The organism is Mammaliicoccus sciuri (assembly GCF_002901825.1).
In the GTDB taxonomy this organism is placed as follows: domain Bacteria; phylum Bacillota; class Bacilli; order Staphylococcales; family Staphylococcaceae; genus Mammaliicoccus; species Mammaliicoccus sciuri.
Genome location: NZ_PPQD01000002.1, coordinates 19,960 through 38,999, shown reverse-complemented (window position 1 = coordinate 38,999; position 19,040 = coordinate 19,960). Strand labels below are relative to the sequence as shown.

At 33.4% G+C, this 19,040-nt stretch carries 17 protein-coding genes; 11 read left to right on the top strand and 6 right to left on the bottom strand.

Features of this window, described 5'->3' with window-relative positions:
• Position 1 precedes the first annotated feature (1 nt).
• The 5 genes from mnmG to rpmH form a co-directional block, all read right to left on the bottom strand.
• Positions 2-1,876 carry a tRNA uridine-5-carboxymethylaminomethyl(34) synthesis enzyme MnmG gene (gene mnmG / locus CD035_RS00435; RefSeq protein ID WP_048542892.1) on the bottom strand — a complete coding sequence of 625 codons (1,875 nt, stop codon included), beginning with the start codon at positions 1,874-1,876 and terminating at the stop codon, positions 2-4.
• A 15-nt stretch (positions 1,877-1,891) separates the two neighbouring features.
• Positions 1,892-3,271: a tRNA uridine-5-carboxymethylaminomethyl(34) synthesis GTPase MnmE gene (gene mnmE / locus CD035_RS00430; protein WP_048542890.1), complete on the bottom strand. Its 1,380-nt coding sequence runs from the start codon at positions 3,269-3,271 to the stop codon at positions 1,892-1,894.
• A 113-nt stretch (positions 3,272-3,384) separates the two neighbouring features.
• Positions 3,385-4,182, bottom strand: a complete 798-nt coding sequence (jag, locus tag CD035_RS00425) for an RNA-binding cell elongation regulator Jag/EloR (protein WP_048542889.1) — start codon at positions 4,180-4,182, stop codon at positions 3,385-3,387.
• Positions 4,183-4,211: 29 nt separating this feature from the next.
• Complete coding sequence (gene rnpA / locus CD035_RS00420) at positions 4,212-4,556, bottom strand: ribonuclease P protein component (RefSeq protein ID WP_025906220.1); 345 nt, start codon at positions 4,554-4,556, stop codon at positions 4,212-4,214.
• A gap of 97 nt (positions 4,557-4,653) precedes the next feature.
• Entirely contained in the window at positions 4,654-4,791 is a 138-nt protein-coding gene (rpmH, locus tag CD035_RS00415) for a 50S ribosomal protein L34 (protein WP_016999186.1), read from the bottom strand.
• A gap of 551 nt (positions 4,792-5,342) precedes the next feature.
• Here rpmH and dnaA point away from each other — a divergent pair.
• From dnaA to gyrA, 11 genes are all read left to right on the top strand, one after another.
• Positions 5,343-6,683, top strand: a complete 1,341-nt coding sequence (dnaA, locus tag CD035_RS00410) for a chromosomal replication initiator protein DnaA (protein WP_048542887.1) — start codon at positions 5,343-5,345, stop codon at positions 6,681-6,683.
• Between the two features lie 166 nt (positions 6,684-6,849).
• The gene (dnaN, locus tag CD035_RS00405) at positions 6,850-7,983 is read left to right on the top strand and encodes a DNA polymerase III subunit beta (RefSeq protein ID WP_037589476.1); all 1,134 of its coding nucleotides are present in this window, start codon (positions 6,850-6,852) and stop codon (positions 7,981-7,983) included.
• A 116-nt stretch (positions 7,984-8,099) separates the two neighbouring features.
• Positions 8,100-8,339: a helix-turn-helix transcriptional regulator gene (locus CD035_RS00400; protein ID WP_048542884.1), complete on the top strand. Its 240-nt coding sequence runs from the start codon at positions 8,100-8,102 to the stop codon at positions 8,337-8,339.
• Positions 8,340-8,344: 5 nt separating this feature from the next.
• Positions 8,345-9,244: an ABC transporter ATP-binding protein gene (locus CD035_RS00395; protein ID WP_048542882.1), complete on the top strand. Its 900-nt coding sequence runs from the start codon at positions 8,345-8,347 to the stop codon at positions 9,242-9,244.
• On the top strand, positions 9,237-10,481 hold the full coding sequence (locus CD035_RS00390; protein WP_048542881.1) for an ABC transporter permease: 1,245 nt from the start codon (positions 9,237-9,239) through the stop codon (positions 10,479-10,481). The genes CD035_RS00395 and CD035_RS00390 overlap by 8 nt, the downstream gene beginning before the upstream one ends.
• A 126-nt stretch (positions 10,482-10,607) precedes the next feature.
• A complete protein-coding gene (locus CD035_RS00385) occupies positions 10,608-11,339 on the top strand; it encodes a DsbA family protein (RefSeq protein ID WP_048542879.1) in 732 nt (243 codons plus the stop codon).
• Between the two features lie 15 nt (positions 11,340-11,354).
• On the top strand, positions 11,355-11,768 hold the full coding sequence (locus CD035_RS00380) for a disulfide oxidoreductase (RefSeq protein ID WP_048542877.1): 414 nt from the start codon (positions 11,355-11,357) through the stop codon (positions 11,766-11,768).
• A gap of 304 nt (positions 11,769-12,072) precedes the next feature.
• Positions 12,073-12,303: a S4 domain-containing protein YaaA gene (gene yaaA, locus CD035_RS00375; protein WP_269750679.1), complete on the top strand. Its 231-nt coding sequence runs from the start codon at positions 12,073-12,075 to the stop codon at positions 12,301-12,303.
• A 3-nt stretch (positions 12,304-12,306) separates the two neighbouring features.
• Complete coding sequence (gene recF / locus CD035_RS00370) at positions 12,307-13,422, top strand: DNA replication/repair protein RecF (protein WP_048542875.1); 1,116 nt, start codon at positions 12,307-12,309, stop codon at positions 13,420-13,422.
• A gap of 22 nt (positions 13,423-13,444) precedes the next feature.
• Entirely contained in the window at positions 13,445-15,367 is a 1,923-nt protein-coding gene (gene gyrB, locus CD035_RS00365) for a DNA topoisomerase (ATP-hydrolyzing) subunit B (RefSeq protein ID WP_025906237.1), read from the top strand.
• A 33-nt stretch (positions 15,368-15,400) separates the two neighbouring features.
• The gene (gene gyrA / locus CD035_RS00360) at positions 15,401-18,001 is read left to right on the top strand and encodes a DNA gyrase subunit A (protein WP_048542873.1); all 2,601 of its coding nucleotides are present in this window, start codon (positions 15,401-15,403) and stop codon (positions 17,999-18,001) included.
• Between the two features lie 72 nt (positions 18,002-18,073).
• Here gyrA and CD035_RS00355 read toward each other — a convergent pair whose 3' ends face one another.
• Positions 18,074-18,883, bottom strand: coding sequence for an NAD(P)H-hydrate dehydratase (locus CD035_RS00355; protein ID WP_048542870.1), 810 nt, complete (start codon positions 18,881-18,883; stop codon positions 18,074-18,076).
• Positions 18,884-19,040 lie beyond the last annotated feature (157 nt).

The window sequence follows — 19,040 nt, the reverse complement described above, 5'->3', positions numbered from 1 at the left end:
GTTAGTTCACCTTCTGAATTTTACCTTGTTCAATGTACACAAGTAAAATCGAAATATCTGCAGGGTTTACACCTGAAATACGAGAAGCTTGTGCAATATCAAGTGGCTTAACTTCTTTAAGTTTTTGACGTGCTTCAGTCGCTAAACTATTGATTGCATCATAATCGATATTTTCAGGAATTTTTTTATCTTCCATACGTTTCATTTTTTCAACTTGTGCTAATGATTTTTGGATATAACCTTCGTATTTCGTTTGAATTTCTACTTGTTCTTGTACGTCTTCATCTACTGGTGAAGTTTCTTGTAAGATTTCCATAATAGCTGCGTAATCCATTTCTGGTCTACGTAATAGATCTAAAGCTAATATACCGTCTTTAAGCGCTGTTCCACCGCGACTTTCGATAACACTTTGTGTATGTGCATTCGGTTTAATACGAATACCTCTTAATCTTTCTTGTTCAGCTGAAATTGCTTCACGTTTTTGATTAAATTTAGCGTAACGTTCTTCAGAAATCATACCAATTTCATAACCGATATCTGTCAGTCTTAAGTCTGCATTATCATGTCTTAATAATAGACGATGTTCTGCTCTAGAAGTTAATAAACGGTATGGTTCGTTCGTACCTTTTGTAACTAAATCATCAATTAACACACCGATATAAGCATCTGAACGACGTAATATAACGTCTTCTTTACCTAATACTTTACCAGCAGCGTTGATACCTGCCATTAAACCTTGTCCTGCCGCTTCTTCATATCCTGAAGTACCATTGATTTGACCCGCAGTAAATAAGTTTGTAACGACTTTCGTTTCAAGTGTTGGCCATAATTGTGTTGGCACAATTGCATCATATTCAATTGCGTAACCGGCACGCATCATGTCTGCTTTTTCAAGTCCTGGAATTGTTTCTAACATTTTACGTTGAACATGTTCAGGTAAACTTGTTGATAGACCTTGTACGTATACTTCTTGTGTCTTACGTCCTTCTGGCTCTAAGAACAATTGGTGTCTTGGTTTATCATTGAATCTAACAAATTTATCTTCAATTGAAGGACAATATCTTGGACCTGTACCTTTAATCATACCTGAGTACATAGCAGATAAATGTAAATTATCGTCGATAACTTTATGCGTTTGTTCATTTGTATATGTTAACCAACAAGGTAATTGATCTAAAATGTATTCTGTCGTTTCATAACTGAACGCACGTCCTACTTCATCACCTGGTTGAATTTCTGTTTTGCTGTAATCTATTGTATTACCATTAACACGTGGAGGCGTACCAGTCTTGAATCTCACGATATCAAAGCCTAATTCTTTCAAGTGTTCAGCTAATTTAATAGATGGCATTTGGTGGTTTGGTCCACTTGAATATTTCAAGTTACCTAAAATAATTTCACCACGTAAAAATGTACCTGTCGTTAATACAACAGCATCCGCTTCATAAGTTGAGCCGATAACCATTTCTACACCTTTAACTTTATTATCTTCTATAATTAAACGTTCAACCATACCTTGCATAATATCAAGATTTGGTTCATCTTCAATCACACGTTTCATTTCTTCTTGATACAATACTTTATCTGCTTGTGCACGTAATGCTCTTACAGCTGGACCTTTACCAGTGTTTAACATACGCATTTGAATGTGTGTCTTATCGATAGTCTTAGCCATTTGACCACCAAGCGCATCGATTTCTCTTACAACAATTCCTTTAGCTGGACCACCAACTGATGGATTACATGGCATAAATGCTACACTATCAAGGTTAATTGTAAGCATTAGTGTTTTTGCACCACGTCTTGCAGAAGCTAAACCAGCTTCCACACCTGCATGTCCAGCGCCGACAACAATAACGTCATATTTTTGTGTCAAAATTTTTCCTCCTTTTTATTTTCCGAGACAGAATTGACTAAACAGTTGGTCAATTAGTGAATCACTTGCTTCTTCACCAATTACTTCACCGAGCAATTCCCAAGTTTTGATTAAATCTATTTGTACGATATCTATAGGTACACCGTCTTCAGCAGATTGAATTGCATCATTTATAGATGTCTTAGCGTCTTTTAATAATGCTATATGTCTTGAATTTGAGACATATGTCATATCTTGTGCTTGTACTTGTCCACCAAAGAATAACTCTGAAATCTTCTGTTCAAGTTCTTCAATACCTTGTTGTTCAACCATAGAAGTTTGAACTAAAGGATGGTCACCTATCATTGCTTTTAATTCATCAATATCTAACTTCTGTTCTAAGTCCATTTTGTTTATAATCACAATCACATCTTCATCCTTAATGACATCAAATAGCTGATAGTCATTTTCCGTTAATGCTTCATTATAATTAAGAACAAATAAAATTAAATCTGCTTCTGATAAAGCTTTTCTTGATCTTTCTACACCTATTTTTTCTACGATGTCTTCTGTTTCACGAATACCTGCAGTATCCACTAATCTTAATGGTACACCACGAACATTGACGTATTCTTCTAATACATCTCTTGTTGTACCAGCTACTTCAGTAACAATCGCTTTATTATCTTGAATCAAGTTGTTAAGCATAGAACTTTTACCTACGTTTGGTTTCCCAACAATGACTGTTGATAGACCTTCGCGCATAATTTTACCTTGCTGGCCAGTTCTTAATAATTGATCGATTTCATTTTCAATATGCCTTGATTCTTTTAATAAGAATTTAGTCGTAGCTTCTTCTACGTCATCGTATTCAGGATAATCAATATTCACTTCTACTTGAGCAAGTATTTCTAATATGGACTGTCTTAAGCCTTTAATAAGACTACTTAGACGTCCTTCCATCTGACCTAAGGCTACCTTCGATGCGCGTTCCGTCTTAGAACGGATGAAATCCATAACCGCTTCTGCTTGAGACAAGTCAATACGTCCGTGTAAGAATGCTCGTTTCGTAAACTCACCTGGTTCTGCCATTCTAGCACCATTAGATAACGTTAACTCAAGTACACGATTAACTGTTACTAAACCACCATGACAATTTATTTCAACGATGTCTTCTCTCGTAAAAGTCTTTGGTGCTTTCATAACAGCAACCATGACTTCTTCTACGACTTCATCAGTCTCAGAATCAATAATATGACCATAATTAATTGTATGTGATGCCACTTCAGTAATTTGTTTCTTACCTTTATATATACGATTAGCAATATTTAAGGCATCCGGACCACTTAATCGTACGATTGCTATTGCACCTTCACCCATAGGCGTTGAGATACTTGTAATTGTATCTAAATCCATGATATTCTCCTCCACCATTGATAACTATTCTATTGATTGTAAATGGTTTTGTAATATTTTTCGAATATATTGTTCGAAAAAATGCGGAGCGAGATGACTCACTCCGACTATTTTTATTTATTCTTAATGACTAAATATCGATGTGGTTCTCTTCCTTCAGAGTATGTTTCGATATTTTCAATTTTACTGACTGCTTGATGCATAATTTTACGTTCAAAGTTTGGCATAGGTTCTAATTTAACCGGTCTCTTTGTCTGAGTTGCTTTCTTAGCCATATTAAGCGCCAATTTTTCTAACGTTTCTTTACGTTTTTCTCGATATGATTCGATATCTAATATAAGCGTATAATAACCTTTAACAAATTGATGCATATAATTTTGACCTACTATTTGTAAGGCGTTTAAAATTTGACCACGCTTACCTATTATATAAGCAGCATTGTTGGAAGTCATATTAATATAAATTGTATTAGACTTAATTTCATATGAACCATCTACATCAATATCCATTTCTCTTATGATATTAAGTACATAATCTAAAGTGTTTTGTGCCACTTCATTTAATGAATCTTTTTTCTGATTGCGATCTTCACGTATGCCTGTTTCTGACTGAATATCTTTTTCTTCTATTATTGTGTCTTCTTGATGTGTCACTTCATCTGTTAATGGGCTATCGTCCTCTTCGACCGACTCGTGACGATTTTTTAATGCTTCAATTGATTCAAACTGTTTAAGTTCTGGATCGATTACAGTTAGTTCAATTTGTGCATCTTGTTTCATAAATCCAAAAATACCTTTTTTACCTTCATTAATAACATCAATTCTTACTTGTTGTTCTTGAACATTCAAATCTTCTAAACCTTGTTGTAGTGCTTGTTCTACTGATTGTCCTTCATAGCGCGATTTAAGCATGCTGCAACCTCCTAGTAATATATCAATACTTAGGGAATACGTTTATTAAAAACTTTAGCAATCTTCAATACATGCTCTAGACTCTTCTGTGTTTCAATGACTTTTAAATCAACAGCTTGGTTTCGAGCGATAACAATGATGTCTTTAGGAATAATATTTTCTTTATGATTCTTAAAACATTCTCTAATGGACCTTTTAATTCTATTTCTTGTAACAGCATTACCCATTTTCTTTGAAACACTTATACCTAATCTAAAGTGATCAAGATCATTTTCAGCTGTGTAAATAACAAATTGTCTATTAGCGACTGACTTACCTTTTTTATAAATTCTTTGAAAATCATTATTTTTCTTAATTCGATAAGCCTTTTCCACAAACATCCACTCCACAATACATCACTTAATTATTGTTTATTATACAAAACAATTCCTTCAATTAAAACAAAAAAAAGACCACTGCTCTTCAGTGATCTTAAGCTGATAATACTTTTCTACCTTTACGACGACGGCGAGCTAATACTTTACGGCCGTTTTTAGAACTCATGCGTGCACGGAAACCGTGTACTTTACTATGTTTACGTTTATTTGGTTGATACGTACGTTTTACCATTTAAGAACACCTCCATTAATTATTCTTAACATCTAATTCTACATTAGATTATCATTTGTATGATATTCATTTATATATATCAGAAGATTAGTTTCAAAATTATTTATACCATACGTGTGATTTGTCACAATTTCAATAACTACTAAACTATAACAAATCAGATTTTAAAAATCAAGAAGAAATTTACAACTTCTATTTATTAAGTTATCCACTTATTCACAATGCATAACCAACTTTTTGTGGATAAATTGATTAAGATATATTCTTATTCACAGTACAATCTCATCAAACTGCACATATTCACAGGTATTTGACAACTCGATTTGTTTAAAAGTATAATTGTGTGGATAAGTTATACAAAGCATTGATATTACTGTGATTATTTCATAAATATTTACGTGTAAAGATTGTGGACAAGAGAATTATAAAGTGTAGTTATCCACCGTTTGTGTGTAAGTTGTGGATAATAATTCACAACCTGTGATTTTCTTTATCAACAATCTTATTTTATGTGTATAACTCAATAAATTTAAATGAGAAAGAGGACTTTTATGAATTCAAAAGAAGAAATTTGGGAGCAAGTGTTATCTATTGCTGAAGATCAAATCGCTTCTGCTGGTTATAATACATGGTTCAAAGGGACTTACTTACATCAAATTGATAGTAAGCGCGCAATAGTTGTTGCACAAAGTCCTTTTGTCGCTGAGTGGTTAACCAATAAATATCATGAACACGTCACAAACTTTATATATGAAGTGATTGGAGACAAAGTTCAAGTTAAATTTATATCAGAAGAAGATTTACAAAGTGAAGATTTCACTGAACAGCCAGAAAAACCTAAAGAAACTGAAGCATATGAAGAAGTTACAAATAGTCAGCTGAACAGTAATAACACTTTTGATACATTCGTTATTGGACCTGGTAACCAGTTCCCGCACGCTGCTTCACTAGCAGTAGCCGAAGAACCAGCCAATGCTTATAATCCGCTTTTCATATATGGAGGCGTCGGTTTAGGAAAGACACATTTAATGCATGCAATTGGTCATTATGTGCTTGAACAAAATCCAAATGCTAACGTTCTATATACATCTAGCGAAAAATTCACAAATGAATTTATTAAGTCTATACGTATGAACGATACGGAAAGCTTTAGAGACAAGTATCGAAACATCGATGTGCTCTTAATAGATGACATTCAATTCATTCAAAAGAAAGAACAAACGCAAGAAGAATTCTTCCATACTTTTAATGATTTACATCAAAATAAAAAGCAAATCGTCATCTCAAGTGACCGTCCGCCTAAAGAAATTCCAACTTTAGAAGATCGTTTAAGAACACGTTTCGAATGGGGATTAATAGTAGATATTACGCCTCCTGACTTTGAGACGAGAATGGCTATTTTACAAAAGAAAATCGAAGAAGAAAACTTAGATATACCTGTTGAAGCTTTAACTTATATCGCTAATTCAATTCAATCCAATATACGTGAATTAGAAGGTGCTTTAACGAGAGTATTAGCGTACTCCAAACTTAGAAATAAACCGATTAATACAGATTTAGTAGCAGAAGCACTTAAAGATATTATTTCATCACCAAGATCTACTAAAATCACGATTCAAGACATTCAACAAGCTGTTGGTAAAATGTATAACGTTAGAATCGAAGACTTTGCTGCTAAGAAACGTACAAAATCAATTGCATATCCGAGACAAATCGCTATGTATCTATCAAGAGAACTTACTGATTTTTCATTACCTAAAATTGGTGAAGAATTTGGTGGACGAGATCATACAACTGTCATCCATGCACATGATAAAATTAAAAAAGATTTAGAAAATAACCCAGAACTCAAAAATGATTTAGAACAACTGGAAAAACAAATTCGTGGATAATGTTGATAAGTTGTGCACATTCATACACAGTTTATCAACATGTGAATAACTTTTATATCACCATTTAAGGCGAGTTATCCACCAATCCACAGCCCCTATGACTATTACTATGATTTTAAAAGATATATAATTAAATATATAACGACTGGAAGGAGTTTTATAAGTTATGAAATTTACAATTCAACGAGATTACTTTCTTAATCAATTGAATGATACATTAAAAGCAATTTCACCAAGAACTACATTACCGATACTTACAGGAATCAAGATAGATGCTACAGATAAAGGCATCATCTTAACAGGATCAGACTCTGAAATATCAATAGAAATAACAATAAATCAAAATATTGATGGTGAAAAAATTGTAGATATTGAAGAAAAAGGTTCTGTAGTACTTCCAGGACGTTTCTTTGTAGATATCGTTAAAAAATTACCAGGTAAAACCGTTAATTTATCAACTAATGATCAATTTAAAACACTGATCACATCAGGACATTCTGAATTTAACGTAAGTGGCTTAGATCCAGATCAATATCCATTATTACCGCAAGTATCTGAAGACGATGCAATTAAATTACCAATTAAAGTATTAAAGAACATTATCGCACAAACGAACTTTGCAGTGTCCACGTCAGAAACACGCCCTGTATTAACAGGTGTTAACTGGCTTATTCAAAACAATGAACTAATCTGTACTGCAACAGATTCACACAGACTTGCATTAAGAAAATTAAAATTAGAAGACGAAGAAATCGATGATAAAAATGTTATTATCCCAGGTAAAGCTTTATCTGAATTAAACAAAATCGTTTCTGATTCTGAGGAAGACATCAATATCTTCTTTGCAAGTAACCAAGTATTATTTAAAGTTGGTCACATTAACTTTATTTCAAGATTACTTGAAGGGAACTATCCAGATACAACAAGACTATTCCCAGAGAACTATGAAACTAAAATCATCTTAGATAATAGTGAGTTCTATCATGCAATAGATCGTGCATCGCTATTAGCACGTGAGGGTGGTAACAACGTCATTAAATTATCTACGGATGTTGATAAAGTTGAATTATCATCTACTTCACCAGAAATCGGTACAGTTAAAGAAGATGTATCTACAGACAATGTTGAAGGTGAATCATTAAAAATCTCATTTAACTCTAAATACATGATGGATGCATTAAAAGCTATCGACAACGATGAAGTACAAGTAGAATTCTTTGGTACAATGAGACCGTTTATTCTTAAACCTAAAGACGACGAAACTGTCGTACAACTTATCTTACCAATCAGAACATATTAATAAACATGTAATGGCTGGGACCTAATTTGGGTCTCAGCTATTTTTTTGTGTCAAGTTTACTTGACACGGTGTAAAAATTCATATATTGTAAAGTTAACTTGACAGGAAGTGATGAATTGAAAAACAAAGTTTATGAATATCGCACACAGAAAAACATGACACAAAGTGAACTCTCTCGATTGGTTAAAGTGTCTAGACAAACAATCAATTCTATTGAGCGTTACAAATTCAATCCCACGTTAGTACTAGCACATAAGCTTTCTCAAGTGTTCGAAGTATCTATAGATGAATTATTTATTTTCGAAGAAGACGAGAATATAGATATTTCAGAAATAGAATCTAAAGAAAAGGAGTAAACATTATGACATTACTAATTAAAGATGTTTCCAAAAAATTCAATGACTTTACGGCTGTACATGATGTTAATTTGGAAGTTCCTAAAGGTACGATGTATGGATTTTTAGGCGGAAATGGTGCAGGTAAAACGACAACATTTCGTATGATTTTAGGTTTATTACCAAAGACAACTGGAGTTGTGACATTTAACGACAAGCCAATTGACTATAATATGACCAATACGATTGGTTATTTACCTGAAGAAAGAGGATTGCATCCAAAATTAAAAGTTTGGGAGCAAGTGCAATATTTAGCTGAACTAAAAGGCATGAAAAGAAAAGATATTTCAGAAGCATTAGATTATTGGTTGAAACGATTTGATGCATTTGAAAATAAAGAAAAAAAGATCGAAGCATTATCGAAAGGTAATCAACAAAAAGTACAACTGATTGCTGCAATCATTCATAAACCTGAATTATTAATTCTTGATGAACCATTTAGTGGACTTGATCCAGTCAATGTTGAATTGCTTAAAGCTGCTGTTAAAGATTTAAAAGAACAAGGCACAACGATTATATTCAGCTCACATAGAATGGAACATGTAGAAGAACTTTGTGACTATATTTGCATTATGAATAAAGGTAAAGCAGTCGTTGCTGGTTCTCTTGATCAAGTTAAAGATGACTTTGGTAAGAAAGATGTATTTATCGAAGGTGACTACGATTTAGGATTCTTAAAAGACTTTGAAGGTGTAGAAGCATTTAAAACGACTAAAAAAGGCGTTAAAATCACAATTTCTGATGAAAAACATGCAGAAAGTATTTATCAAAATGTGACGAAGTTAGGTTACCTCAAACGATTCCAAGTTGCAGAACCATCTCTAAACGATATCTTTATAGCTAAGGTAGGTGATAAGCATGAATAAATTCTGGCCGACATTTAATTTAACGTATATACAAAAAGTGAAAAGTAAATCATTTATCATCATGACTGCAATTTTTATGATTTTAATCTTTGCATTAAGTAACATCGACAAAATTATTGATTTCTTTGATAACGATAGTAAAGTTGTTGCGATACAAACAGATAACGATATGATCTATAAAGTATTAGAAAAGCAATATAAACAAAACGATGATATTGAAAAAGTAGAAAAAGTTTCACTCGAAAAAGGTAAAAAAGGTGTTAAAGACGAAAAGTATAAACGTTTAATTCAAGTAAACGTGAATGGTGAAAAAGTAGATGGCACAATTTATGAAAAAGGCAATGTAAGTGAAAGTGAGAAAATGACCTTACAATCAACGCTTAGCCAAATGCAATCATCATTAACAGCACAAAAATTAAATCTATCAGAAAAAGATTTGAAAACGTTAAATACACCAAGTGATGTGAAGACAGAAGAAATTAAATCGAATGATGAAAAACAATCTAGTGATGTTAATCCGAAAGTTCAAGCATTAAACTCAGCTGTTGTTTACATCATCATTTTCTTATCATTCTTTATCACAATCAATTACGCTAACCAAATCGGTTCAGAAATTGCGACTGAAAAAACAACACGTGTGATTGAAATGATCGTTACAAGTGTGAAACCGTCGATTCATGTATCCGCGAAAATACTCGCAATCATTGCAGTAGCCTTTACACAAATATTCTTTATCATACTTGCGATTGTAATTAGTATATTCGCATTTGATTTGAAAGGATTATTTGAGTCAGCTGGAGTTGAATATGGCCCTGAGACGACGAGAATCATTATTTATGGCGCAGTTTACTTAATTTTGGGTGTTGTATCCTATATTTCATTAGCGGCTATTCTAGGGGCATTAACGAGTCGTATAGAAGATCTTGCTCAATCTATGATGCCAGTTACATTTATTTCATTAGCAGCATTCTATATTGCGATATTTAGTATTTCAAACCCAGATACAATGCTTGTAAAAGTGACAAGCTTCATTCCGATGTTATCACCAATGGTCATGTTATTAAGAACTACATCAGAATCAACACCTGAATGGCATTTACTTTTAGGAATTGTCATTTCAATCGTTACATGTATCATTCTACTGGTGTTTGCAGCGAAAACGTATCGTGGTAGCGTGCTCACTTATGAAAAAGGCGTTATCAAAAATTTAAAAAATGCATTAAAAATTACTAAATAATTTTTACGAAAATATTAATCACCATTTTGTCACAAAACCTTAATGAATTTTTATTGAATGATATAGAATTTCTTTAAGTGATAGTATAAAATTTATATTATCAACAAAAGAGATTGAGGGATTAATATGGCGAATAAAAATAGTAACAGTAATATTATGTTTTTAATGATAGCAATACTTGTTGTTGTCGTAGGTATCGTATTGCTTGTTGTGTTTGGTGGAAGCGGAAGTGACAACAAAGAAGATAGTCTATTTGATAGAACTGTTAAAGCCACAGACTTATCAAAAGAGACAAAAGACAATCCAACACATAAAAAAGATAAAGCTAAAGTTCAAATAGTTGAATTTGGAGATTTTAAATGTCCAGCATGTAAAGCATTTGAAACGAATTACATGGATCAAATAGAAAAAGATTATATCGATAAAGACAAAGTGGAATATAGATTTGTGAACGCACCATTCCACGGTGAAGGATCTGAAATTGGTGGTGCATCAGCACATGCTGTTTATAAAATCGCACCTGATGCATATTGGGATTTCCATAGAGCATTATTTGAAGCACAACCAGATGACCACAATGCAGAAACAGATGACGAATGGTTAGATCTTAAAGTAGTCCAAAAAGCAGTAGACGGATTAGATATTAATAAATCTAAAAAAGATCAAATCATGAAATTAGTGAAAGATAGAAATTCAGAGTCTTATAAACAAATGAAAAATGATTCAGATTTAACAAATAAATACGATGTAGACGTTACACCTACAATTGTAGTAGATGGTAAAGTATTATCAGATCCAATGGATTACGACAAAGTTTCTAAAGCAATCGATCAAGCTATAGAAAAGAAAAATAAATAAAAATAGGTGATATATTTGAAGCAACAATATGCACTATTTATTTCCTGGGTAATAGCTTTAGTAGCTATGTTAGGTAGTTTATACTTTAGTGAGATACGACAATTTGTCCCATGTACAATGTGCTGGTATCAAAGAATCTGTATGTATCCACTCGTGTTAATACTCGGAATTGGCTCATTCCAAAATGATTTTAATGTTAAAAAAATAGCCCTACCGTTATCAATCATTGGACTATTGATATCCACATGGCATTACTTAGAGCAAAAAGTACCAGGATTTGCAGAAATCAAACCATGTACACAAGGTGTTCCATGTTCATCAGAGTATATTAATGTATTTGGCTTCATCACAATTCCATTTTTAGCAGGAACAGCATTCCTGTTAATCAGTTTGATTTTAATTTTTACAAAGAAAGATAAAGTAATATAAATATTTAGAAAGCTGAGACAAAGATCATTGTCTCAGCTTTTTCGTGTGAAAGTTTAAGGATAGGGCGTCTATAGTAACAAAAGTCGCGTGAAGTGTAACTAACAGGCGCCATAGTATCTCACTATGCTCGTTAGCTATACTTTTTTGATTTTATTATGAAAATAATGTTTAAGTTCCGGACTTAATTTTTCACTTAGAATATAAATATTTTGAAGATTAATTTATCTTAAAATGAATTGTGCGTAAAAGCATGATTTTTTGGTGAAAAAAAGGTATAATATAGAGATGACTAATTAAGATTGGAGTGAAGATAGTGGTACAAGATATCTCAGTAAAAGACGATATTACTTTAGGTCAATTCCTAAAAAATGAAGGCGTCATTGGAACGGGTGGTCAGGCTAAATGGTTCCTCCAAGATGAAGAAGTATTAATAAATGGTGAACGTGAAACTCGTCGTGGCAAAAAATTACATGATGGTGATTTAGTCGAAATTCCTTCTGAAGGTCAATTTCGTATTAACCATCTCAGTGAATAGATTATGATATTACAGAAACTTACTTTAACTCATTATAGAAATTATGATAAATGTACACTTGATTTTAATTCCAATGTTAATATATTAATTGGTGAGAACGCGCAAGGTAAGACGAATTTATTAGAATCTATCTATACTTTAGCACTAGCTAAAAGTCATAGGACTTCGAATGATAAAGAACTCATACAGTTTGGTGAAGAGTATGGTAAAATAGAAGGTGAACTAAGTTATCGCCACGGCTCAATGCCTATTTCTTTAATCATTACGAAAAAAGGCAAAAAGGCGAGAGTTAATCATCTAGAACAGAGCCGATTAACGCAGTATATTGGTCACTTAAATGTGGTGTTGTTCGCACCAGAAGATTTAAATATTGTAAAAGGTAGCCCGCAAATCAGACGACGTTTTATTGATATGGAACTCGGTCAGATGTCTGCGGTCTATTTAAATCATTTATCTAATTATCAAAGATTACTTAAACAAAAAAATCATTACCTCAAACAATTACAAATTGGGAAAATGAAAGATCGAACGATGTTAGAAGTATTCAATGAACAATTTTCAGAAGCGGCAGCAAATGTGACTTTGAAACGTGCGCACTTTATTCGTGAATTAGAAAAGATTGCCGAAGTGATTCATCAAGGCATTACGAGCGAAAAAGAAAGTTTAAAGGTTCAATACGAGCCGAATATTAAACTGTCAGAAACATATCAAGATGTATCTGGACTTAAAAATGCTTTTTGTTCGTTGCTTAATGATTCAATGGATAAAGAGATTGAGCGTGGAAGTGCACGGTTTGGACCGCATAGAGACGACATTAGTTTTCATGTTAATGATATGAATGTACAAACTTATGGTTCTCAAGGACAGCAACGTACGACAGCATTATCCATAAAGCTTGCTGAGATTGAGTTGATTAATCAAGTTGTTGGTGAATATCCAATTCTACTGTTAGACGATGTGCTAAGTGAACTTGATGATAATCGACAAACCCATTTATTAAGTACAATTCAAGAGAAGGTACAAACGTTTGTAACAACAACATCTGTTGATGGAATAGAGCATGAGATTATGAAAGATGCCAAGGTATTTAACGTATCTAAAGGCAATATTATTGAGTAGATGAAAGTGAAGGTGGAAATACGTGTCAGAACAAAATAACGCTTCAAGTTATGGTGCAGATCAGATACAAGTATTAGAAGGTTTAGAGGCAGTCCGTAAACGCCCTGGTATGTATATAGGTTCTACATCTGCAAGAGGATTACATCATCTCGTTTGGGAAATTGTAGATAACAGTATCGATGAAGCATTAGCTGGATATGCAGATCATGTTGAACTTGTAATAGAAAAGGACAATTGGATTAAAGTAACAGATAACGGTAGAGGTATACCTGTTGATATACAAGAGAAAATGGGACGTCCTGCTGTAGAAGTTATCTTAACAGTACTTCATGCCGGTGGTAAATTTGGCGGTGGCGGATACAAAGTATCTGGTGGTTTACACGGTGTAGGTTCATCTGTCGTAAATGCGTTATCTTCTAATTTAGAAGTTTACGTTCACCTTAACAATAAAATTTATCACCAAGCGTATGAAAGAGGTGTACCAGCATTTGATTTGAAAGTCATTGGTGACACAGATCATACAGGTACAACAATACGCTTTAAAGCTGACGGTGAAATCTTTACTGAAACAACTGAATATGACTATGAAACATTACAAAAACGTATTCGTGAATTAGCATTCTTAAATAAAGGTATCCAAATTTCTTTGAGAGATGAAAGAGATGACGAAAACATTCAAGAAGATTCATACCACTATGAAGGCGGTATTAAATCTTATGTTGAAATGTTAAATAAATCTAAAGAAGTACTATATGATGAGCCAATTTATATTCACGATACTAAAGATGACGTAGAAGTTGAAATTGCAATTCAATATAATAACGGTTTTGCGACAAATTTATTAACTTATGCGAACAACATTCATACTTATGAAGGTGGTACGCATGAGGATGGATTTAAACGTGCATTAACGCGTGTTATTAACAGCTATGGTATTAAGAATAAACTTCTTAAAGAAGGAGAAGAAAAACTTTCTGGTGAAGACGTACGTGAAGGTATGACTGCTGTTGTATCTGTTAAACACGGTGATCCTCAATTCGAAGGTCAAACAAAGACTAAATTAGGTAACTCAGAAGTACGTCAAATCGTTGACAAATTATTCTCTGAACTCTTTGAACGATTTTTATTAGAGAATCCAAACGTGGCAAGAATTATTGTTGATAAAGGTGTCATGGCTTCTAGAGCACGTCTTGCCGCTAAAAAAGCGAGAGAAGTTACAAGACGTAAATCTGCATTAGAAGTTTCAAGCTTACCTGGTAAACTTGCAGACTGTTCAAGTAAGAAACCTGAAGAATGTGAATTATATATCGTTGAGGGTGACTCTGCCGGGGGCTCTGCTAAATTAGGTCGTGACTCTAAGACACAAGCGATTCTACCGTTACGTGGTAAGATTTTAAACGTTGAAAAAGCACGTTTAGATAGAATTTTAGGTAATAACGAAATTCGTGCCATGATTACAGGACTAGGAACAGGTATTGGTGGAGAGTTTGATATTAGTAAAGCGAGATATCATAAATTAGTTATCATGACAGATGCCGATGTCGATGGTGCCCATATTAGAACGTTATTATTAACATTCTTCTATAGATTTATGAGACCGCTTATTGAAGCGGGTTATGTATACATTGCACAACCACCTTTATACAAAGTTGAACAAGGTAAGAAAAAATATTATGTATTTAACGATAGAGAATTAGATAAATTAAAAGAAGAACTTAGCTCAACGCCGAAATTGTCTATAGCACGTTATAAAGGTCTTGGAGAGATGAATGCTGATCAATTGTGGGAAACAACAATGAATCCTGAACATCGTTCAATGCTTCAAGTAACACTAACAGATGCGATAGAAGCTGACGAAACTTTTGAAATGCTTATGGGAGATGTTGTTGAGTTTCGTCGTCAATTTATTGAAGAAAATGCCGAATACGCAACGTTAGATATATAAAGCATCATTTACGATTTAAGGAGGATATGATTAATGGCTGAAATACCACAATCAAGAGTTAGTGAACGTAACATCAGTAAAGAAATGAAAGAATCATTCTTAGACTATGCAATGAGTGTAATTGTATCTCGTGCATTACCCGATGTTAGAGACGGTTTAAAACCAGTTCATAGACGTATTTTATATGGTATGAATGATCAAGGTATGACTTCAGACAAACCTTACAAGAAGTCTGCACGTATTGTTGGTGACGTAATGGGTAAATATCACCCACACGGTGACTCATCTATTTATGAAGCAATGGTACGTATGGCACAAGACTTTAGTTATAGATATCCATTAGTAGATGGCCAAGGGAACTTTGGTTCTATGGATGGTGATGGTGCTGCTGCAATGCGTTATACAGAAGCACGTATGGCTAAAATCACAAGTGAATTATTAAGAGATATCAATAAAGATACGATTGATTTCCAAGACAACTACGATGGAAATGAAAGAGAGCCGGTAGTCTTACCTGCAAGATTCCCTAATTTATTGGTGAATGGTACATCAGGTATCGCAGTTGGTATGGCAACAAATATTCCACCTCATAACTTAAATGAAGTTATAGACGGCGTATTAGCGCTTAGTCATAACCCAGAAATTACAACAAATGAGTTAATGGATATCGTTCAAGGTCCTGACTTCCCAACAGCTGGTTTAATTATGGGTAGAAGCGGAATTAGACGTGCATACGAAACTGGTCGTGGATCAATCTTAATGAGAGCTCGTTCTGAAATTGAAGTTATGAAAAATGGTAAGGAACGTATCGTCGTATCTGAAATACCTTACCAAGTTAATAAAGCAAGATTAATCGAGAAAATTGCTGAATTAGCGCGTGATAAGAAAATTGAAGGTATTACAGACTTAAGAGATGAAACAAGCTTAAAAGTCGGTGTACGTATTGTTATAGAAGTTAGAAAAGATGCAAATGCTAATGTTATTCTGAACAATCTATATAAACAAACACCATTACAAACATCATTTGGTGTGAATATGATTGCACTAGTTGATGGTAAACCTAAATTATTAGGCTTACGTGCAGTTCTATATCATTATTTAGAACACCAAAAAGATGTCGTAACAAGACGTACGAAATATAACTTGAAAAAAGCTCAAGATAGAGCGCATATTCTAGAAGGATTAAGAATTGCGTTAGATCATATCGATGAAATCATTACATTAATTCGTGAATCACAAAGTGACTCAGAAGCGATGGAAGGTTTACAAAATCGTTTCAACCTATCTGAAAGACAAGCGCAAGCGATTTTAGATATGCGTTTACGTCGTTTAACTGGTTTAGAACGCGGCAAAATCGAAAAAGAATATCAAGATTTACTTAAACTTATTGAAGAATTAAAAGAGATTTTAAGTGATGAAGAAAAATTACTAGAAATCATCCGAGAAGAAATTACTGAAATAAGAGATAAATATGGTGATGAGCGTCGTACAGAAATTACGGCAGCGGGTCTTGATCAAATTGAAGATGAAGACTTAATCCCAGAAGAACAAATCGTTATTTCATTAAGTCATAACAACTATATTAAACGATTACCGGTATCTACATATCGTTCACAAAATAGAGGTGGACGTGGTGTACAAGGTATGAATACGATAGAAGATGACTTTGTTAGCCAACTCGTAACTTTAAGTACACATGATAATGTCTTATTCTTTACGAATAAAGGTCGTGTATACAAACTTAAAGGTTATGAAATTCCTGAAATGTCTAGACAATCTAAAGGCTTACCAATCGTTAATGCTTTAGAAATCGATAAAGATGAAATGATTAGTACAATGATAGCTGTTAAAGACTTATCAAGTGAAGAAGATTACTTAGTCTTTGCTACTAAACATGGTACAGTTAAACGTTCTAAATTATCTAATTTCTCACGAATTAACAAAAACGGTAAAATTGCAATCAACTTTAAAGAAGGCGACGAGCTTATTGCGGTTAGACTGACGGATGGTACGAAAGAAATCATTATTGGTACGAAACATGCATCATTGATACGCTTTGATGAATCTAAATTACGCCCATTAGGAAGAACAGCAGCTGGCGTGAAGGGTATTACATTAAGAGAAGATGATGAAGTTATTGGATTAGATGTAACAGATGAAGATCAACAAGATGAAATACTTATCGTAACTGAAAAAGGTTATGGTAAACGTACTTCAGCTGATCAATATCGTATTTCTAATAGAGGTGGTAAAGGTATTAAGACTGCCACTCTAACTGAGAAGAATGGTAACCTTGTTTGTATCACAACTGTCAACGGTGACGAAGACTTGATGATTGTTACAAATTCAGGTGTTATTATTAGACTACACGTAGCGGATATCTCTCAAAATGGTAGAAGTGCTCAAGGTGTAAGATTAATTCGTTTAGGTGATAATCAACATGTGGCAACAGTAGCTAAAGTTGAACCAGACGAAAATGAAATTGCAGAATCACCAGTTGAAGGTGTGTTAGAAGAAACAACAGAGACTGAAGTTGTTGAAACTGAAACACAAGATGGTAAAGAAGATTTAAGAGAAGACTTCATTGAACGTGTGAATGAAGACATCGAAGAACAAGATAATAACGAAGAATAATATATAAAAGAAGCATATCACAATCTTACTGATCATCATCAGTAGCGTGATATGCTTTTTTATTTTGAATATTTATGCTTCGAATGATTTCATAGCATATGGAATTTCATCTATAAGTTTGGATGGCGGTACGATATACATATCTTTAGAAAGCTTTTCACCAATATAACTGTGAATATAAGTTGCGTTAATAACCGCTTCTTCTAACTCAAATTGTCCAACGAAACTTGTGATCATACCTGCTAACGTATCTCCCATTCCACCTGTTGCCATAGCAGGTGTACCGATAGATAATTTATATTCATGATCTTTAAAGAATAATTCAGTACCATGTTTTTTCAATACGACTGTTGCATTTAAAGCATCAACCGCTTCTTTATTGTTTTCATATGTTTGTTCTTCAATCGGGATATTACTCAGTCTTTCCCATTCTTTTTGATGAGGTGTAAAGATAATCTCACATTCAGGTAAAGTATGCTTTAACTTACTTAAAATTGTAATAGCATCTCCATCAATAATTAATGTTTGGTGTGGCTGAATATTCTGAAATAGAAATGTTAATGTGTTATTCCCTTTAAAATCTAAACCGAGACCTGGACCAATTAATATACAATCCGATTGCTCAATTAATTTAGAAAGCTTTTTTAAATCAGTGATATCTGAAACCATTGCTTCAGGACATCTTGAATGTAATGCAGCAAAATTTGATGAATGTGTAGAAACGGTTATAAGCCCACTACCACTAAAAACACATGCCCTAGCTGCTAAAATAATAGCCCCACCTAAATTAGCATTACCTCCGATTAATAATATCCTACCATAATCCCCTTTGTGAGATTCTTGTTCTCTTTTTGGAATTGTGACAGATGAAATAGTCTTCATATTAACCCACCTTCAAATAATTGTACGATTTATTATGCCACTTAAAGTTGAAATTGAACAGTGTATTTTCTAAAAGATCACAAAGAAATTACTTTAACAGACTAATATATTAATCAATCACTGAGTTATGGATGTTCTAAAAAGTATTGTCAGAAAA

Excerpts from the sequence above, each read along its gene's own strand:
- mnmE (WP_048542890.1), bottom strand. The coding sequence starts at position 3,271 with ATGGATTTAGATACAATTACAAGTATCTCAACGCCTATGGGTGAAGGT.
- jag (WP_048542889.1), bottom strand. The coding sequence starts at position 4,182 with ATGCTTAAATCGCGCTATGAAGGACAATCAGTAGAACAAGCACTACAA.
- rpmH (WP_016999186.1), bottom strand. The coding sequence starts at position 4,791 with ATGGTAAAACGTACGTATCAACCAAATAAACGTAAACATAGTAAAGTA.
- dnaA (WP_048542887.1), top strand. The coding sequence starts at position 5,343 with ATGAATTCAAAAGAAGAAATTTGGGAGCAAGTGTTATCTATTGCTGAA.
- dnaN (WP_037589476.1), top strand. The coding sequence starts at position 6,850 with ATGAAATTTACAATTCAACGAGATTACTTTCTTAATCAATTGAATGAT.
- CD035_RS00395 (WP_048542882.1), top strand. The coding sequence starts at position 8,345 with ATGACATTACTAATTAAAGATGTTTCCAAAAAATTCAATGACTTTACG.
- CD035_RS00390 (WP_048542881.1), top strand. The coding sequence starts at position 9,237 with ATGAATAAATTCTGGCCGACATTTAATTTAACGTATATACAAAAAGTG.
- CD035_RS00385 (WP_048542879.1), top strand. The coding sequence starts at position 10,608 with ATGGCGAATAAAAATAGTAACAGTAATATTATGTTTTTAATGATAGCA.
- recF (WP_048542875.1), top strand. The coding sequence starts at position 12,307 with ATGATATTACAGAAACTTACTTTAACTCATTATAGAAATTATGATAAA.
- gyrA (WP_048542873.1), top strand. The coding sequence starts at position 15,401 with ATGGCTGAAATACCACAATCAAGAGTTAGTGAACGTAACATCAGTAAA.
- CD035_RS00355 (WP_048542870.1), bottom strand. The coding sequence starts at position 18,883 with ATGAAGACTATTTCATCTGTCACAATTCCAAAAAGAGAACAAGAATCT.